Genomic DNA, 5040 nt, shown 5'->3' with positions numbered 1-5040 from the left:
GGCGACCCGCGTTCCCGAAGGGCACCGCAGTTTTTCCGGGTTTGATGAAACGGACCCCGAGTTCCCCTTATAAACTACCGTGTACACACATCTCGTTTTCACCTCACCCTCGCTTTAGGGTGCGCTAAAATCTTTCCCTCTCCTTAATAAGGAGAGGGATGCCCGATAGGGCAGGGTGAGGTTTCGAGGGAATGAGTGGGTAATTCAAGAACTTGTGTGTACACCGTATCCCCTAAATATTTTCTGGAAACACTGGTATCGTATTTGTAGCTAATATCCAGTCACTTATTACACCAACCATTTATTATGAGCTTTAAAGAACTTATTGGGCAGCTACCTAAGATTGCTAATGTTCTTGGTCAACTCCGCACACAAGCTCAAAACTATCCAAATCTCATTGAAGAATTACAAAAATGGGGACTAGATCCGACTCAGCCTCCAGAAAAACCGGATGCTATTTATGCTTGGAGTATCGTCAAGTATTATGACGAATCTCAACAAAAGCAGCCGATGATAAATTTGTTGGGTGAAGACGAGATAAAAAAGACTTTTGTCGAAAACTTTAACGCTAATGATTTACAAGGTTTTTTAAAATCAGCAAAAGATTTTATTGTTCGCAAAGGGTTGTGGGCTGATTTCAAAGAAGAAGAAGTTTACCTGAGAGCAGAGATTCAGAATTTTTCTCGTATTTACACTAAAGTTGCAAAATGGACTAGACCTCCTCTAGAAGTTTTAAAGGATTTAAAATTTTCTGAGTTTCCAGAATATTCGCCTTATCCAAAAGAGTTTCAAGCTTTAATACAGAAAAAGATAGAGTCATTTCGCGGTCGAGAATTTGTTTTTCAGAAAATACAACAGTTTATTTCCCGTAACTCTAACGGTTACTTTACTATCGTGGGAGATGCAGGCATGGGAAAAAGCACGATAGCGGCTAAGTATGTTTCGGATCATAAATTTCCTTGCTATTTCAATATTCGCTCTGAGGGTCGCAATAGACCTGAGTTGTTTTTGGAAAGTATTCGTCAACAGCTTATTAATCGTTATTGGTTGCAGAATGCTAAGGATGATAATTTACAAACATTGCTTCAAAAAGTCAGCGATAATCTGTTAGATGATGAACGCCTTGTGATTGTGGTTGATGCGCTTGATGAGGTGGAGCAAGAAGACCGAGATAAAAATCTTTTAAATTTACCGACGACACTCCCCAATAAAGTTTATTTCTTGTTGACGAGACGACCTTATATTGCAGATAACAAGCGCTTATACACTCAGGGAGTTCCTGAAGAGGAGTTAGATTTAAGAAGTCAGGAATATGGAGATTTGAGCCGTCAGGATATTGAAAATTATATTTGGTTCTTTATCCAAGAAAATCCTAAAACTAAAGATAGTCTCAGGAAGTGGATTGAAGAGCGTAAAATAGCTGCTTTCACTGTTGTTGAGCAGGTAGCAGAGAAAAGTGAAAATAATTTTATGTATTTGTATTATCTATTACCTGGAATTGCTAAGGGAGAATACAATGACCTTGCTTTAGAAAAATTTCCGCAAGGTCTTCAGCAATACTATCAAACTCATTGGACAAGAATGGGTATGAATACAGACCCCAAGGAAATAATGGTATTTATCTTGTTTATTTTTGTGCAAATTAGTACTGCTATTTCCTGTGAAATGATAGCCGAAATTTCTAGACAGGATGAACACGAAGTACAAAAGGTCTTGGACGAGTGGATTGAGTATTTAAAACAACAGGAAACAAATGGAGAAATCTGTTACAGCATCTACCATACAAGTTTTCTTGATTTCCTAAAACGTAAACGGGATCTAGATACAAACCGGAAGCTATTTGATGAAGTCAAGCAACATATTGTTGAATACTTTAACAAAAAGATGAAGTAAGATGGGAAAGCTTAAAGAGAAATTAGAGGCGAATTCTGTCAACTTTCAACAAGCTTATCTAAGTAGCTTCCTGAAAAATCTAAATCTCGCGGAGTCAGAAGGATTTGCAGATTATTACCAAACGTTGACTGATTTCGACTATTTAGAAGCCAAGATTAAGCGTCCTGAATTTGGAGTGCAAGCGCTGATTACAGATTACGATTTAATTGACTCGTCAAAGGTGGCACCTGTCATTGCGTTAGCGCAGCGTGCCCGAAGGGCATACGAAACGAAGTGCAGCGAAGCAATCTCCCCTAATCACAAACTACTACAACAGAACGCAACTTGGTATCACTCAGACGATAACTCCCATGAAGTAGAAACGCTGAAACTGATTCAAGGAGCGCTGCGTCTCTCAGCGCATATTTTAGCTGAGGATCACACACAACTGGCAGGGCAATTATTAGGGCGTTTGCTGTCTTTTCCACAATCTGAGATTCAGGCGTTATTAGCACAGGCAAAGCAGTGGCAAGATGATCCTTGGTTGCGTCCCCTGACACCTAGCTTAACTCCTCCCGGTGGGCGTTTGCTTCGTACTCTCACGGGTCATAGCAAGCCAGTAAACGCAGTCGCCGTCACCCCAGACAGCAAGCGGGTGATTTCTGCTTCATCTGACAACACTCTCAAAGTTTGGGACTTGGCAGATGGCAAAGAAGTTTTCAGACTCAAAGCTCATAGCAACTGGGTAAACGCAGTCGCTGTCACCCCAGACGGCAAGCGAGTGATTTCTGCTTCTGTTGACAACACGCTCAAAGTCTGGGACTTGGCAAATGGCAAAGAAGTTTTCACACTCAAAGCTCACAGCAAATCAGTAATGGCAGTCGCCGTCACCCCAGACGGCAAGCGGGTGATTTCTGCTTCCAATGACAACACACTCAAAGTCTGGGATTTGGCAAATGGCAAAGAAGTTTTCACACTCACAGCTCATAGCAAGTCGGTAACGGCAGTTGCCGTCACCCCAGACGGCAAGCGGGTGATTTCTGCTTCCAATGACAACACACTCAAAGTCTGGGATTTGGCAAATGGCAAAGAAGTTTTCACACTCACAGCTCATAGCAAGTCGGTAACGGCAGTTGCCGTCACCCCAGACGGCAAGCGGGTGATTTCTGCTTCGCATGACAACACTCTCAAAGTCTGGGACTTGGCAGATGGCAAAGAAGTTTTCACACTCAATACTCATCGTGACTGGGTAAGAGCACTCGCCCTCACCCCAGACGGCAAGCGGGTGATTTCTGCTTGCAATGACAACACTCTCAAAGTCTGGGATTTGGCAGATGGCAAAGAAGTTTTCACACTCAACGCTCATAGCGACTGGGTAACAACACTCGCCCTCACCCCAGACGGCAAGCGGGTGATTTCTGCTTCCGATGACAACACTCTCAAAGTCTGGGATTTGGCAGATGGCAAAGAAGTTTTCACACTCAACGCTCATAGCGACTGGGTAACAACACTCGCCCTCACCCCAGACGGCAAGCGGGTGATTTCTGCTTCCGATGACAACACTCTCAAAGTCTGGGATTTGGCAGATGGCAAAGAAGTTTTCACACTCAATGCTCATAGCGATTGGGTAACAGCACTCGCCCTCACCCCAGACGGCAAGCGGGTAATTTCTGCTTGCAATGACAACACTCTCAAAGTCTGGGATTTGGCAGATGGCAAAGAAGTTTTCACACTCAACGCTCATAGCGACTGGGTAACAGCACTCGCCCTCACTCCAGACGGCAAGCGGGTGATTTCTGCTTCCGTTGACAACACACTCAAAGTCTGGGATTTGTCAGATGGCAAGGTTATTACTAATTTTACTGCTGATAGTTCAGTATGGTGTTGTGCTGTTGCACCGGATGGCATGACAATTACGGCAGGGGATAGTTTAGGACAGATTCATTTCCTCCAGTTAGAAGCAGGTTTATGAACATCACACCTCGCCCCCCAACCGCTTTTCAACAAGAATTCCAGCAACTGATTCACGAAGGAAGCAGCAATTTTGTTGGTCGTGAATTTGCCTTTACTGCTATTTCCGACTTCCTCAACTACCAACCCTGTGGTTACTTTACCATTGTAGGCACACCTGGCAGTGGCAAAAGTGCCATCCTCGCCAAGTATGTGATGGAAAATCCTTCTGTTGTTTATTACAGTGCGGAAGTTGAAGGAAAAAATTTGAGTACGGAATTTCTCATAACTGTTTGCACTCAGTTAATGGGGGAAATGGGGGATACAAATGTGTCACTTCCTGATAACGCTACTGAGGGAAGTTGGTTTTTCTCACTTTTACTTCAGAAAGTGAGCGATTTACTAGAACCAGATCAGCGTTTGATTATTGCGATTGATGGGTGCGATAGCATCGACCTCAACAACCAATCCCCAGACTCAAATCTATTTTACCTTCCTAGATATCTCCCAGAGCGGGTTTATTTTCTCCTCACCCGTCGCCCCTTCAAGAGCGAAAAATCTGGTTTATTAATCGAAACACCTGCTCAAATTTTGGATTTAGAAGCATATTCCGAAGAAAACCGAGAAGATGTGCAGACATATATACAAGAATATATTTCAGTCACACCCTGTTTTTTTAAAAACGCTGGGTGGATAACCAATGACTCTATCAGCGAACAAGAATTCTGCCAACAGTTAATACAACAGCTAACAGTCAAGAGCGAAAACAATTTCATGTATCTCAACCATATCTTAAAAGCAATCTCCCAAGGTTTTTATCCTGATAGCGAAAGCGTGGCGTTAGCCATACCCTTCCAATTTGAACCACTCCCTCCAGGGTTAGAAGCGTATTACAAAAATCATTACCAGCGCATCAAGGGTAAGGGTTTGTCTTCAGTTGGATTAGCTGTATTAAAATGTCTAGCACAGCTTGTGCAACCCCTTTCAGTAGAATTAATCGCCCAAATGGTTGATGAAGATGAGTACGAAGTAGAAAAAGTGCTGGAAAATTGGCTGGAATTCTTACATCAGGAAATGAGAGGAGAAGAAATCTTTTATAGTTTGTATCATACCAGCTTTGCGAACTGGTTAGACAAGCAACTATAGCACTTGGTGGTGTTGCGTGCAATACACATTGACTGCACCCCACCCCTTTATCCCCTCCCCGCGAGTTCGGGG

At 43.0% G+C, this 5040-nt stretch carries 3 protein-coding genes; all 3 read left to right on the top strand.

The features are described from left to right. Positions 1 to 306: 306 nt before the first annotated feature. The 3 genes from DP117_RS33530 to DP117_RS33520 are packed head-to-tail and all read left to right on the top strand — an operon-like array spanning position 307 to position 4968. A complete protein-coding gene (locus tag DP117_RS33530; RefSeq protein ID WP_248277960.1) occupies positions 307 to 1893 on the top strand; it encodes an NACHT domain-containing protein in 1587 nt (528 codons plus the stop codon). A 1-nt stretch (position 1894) separates the two neighbouring features. Further along, a complete protein-coding gene (locus DP117_RS33525) occupies positions 1895 to 3844 on the top strand; it encodes a WD40 repeat domain-containing protein (RefSeq protein ID WP_169222478.1) in 1950 nt (649 codons plus the stop codon). Beyond that, positions 3841 to 4968 (top strand): ATP-binding protein, encoded by a 1128-nt coding sequence (locus DP117_RS33520; RefSeq protein ID WP_169222477.1) that lies wholly within the window; start codon positions 3841 to 3843, stop codon positions 4966 to 4968. Before DP117_RS33525 ends, DP117_RS33520 begins: the two co-directional genes overlap by 4 nt. Positions 4969 to 5040 lie beyond the last annotated feature (72 nt).

Origin of the sequence: Brasilonema sp. UFV-L1 (assembly GCF_012912105.1) — a bacterium.
Classification (GTDB): domain Bacteria; phylum Cyanobacteriota; class Cyanobacteriia; order Cyanobacteriales; family Nostocaceae; genus Brasilonema.
This window is presented reverse-complemented; position numbering and strand designations above follow the sequence as displayed.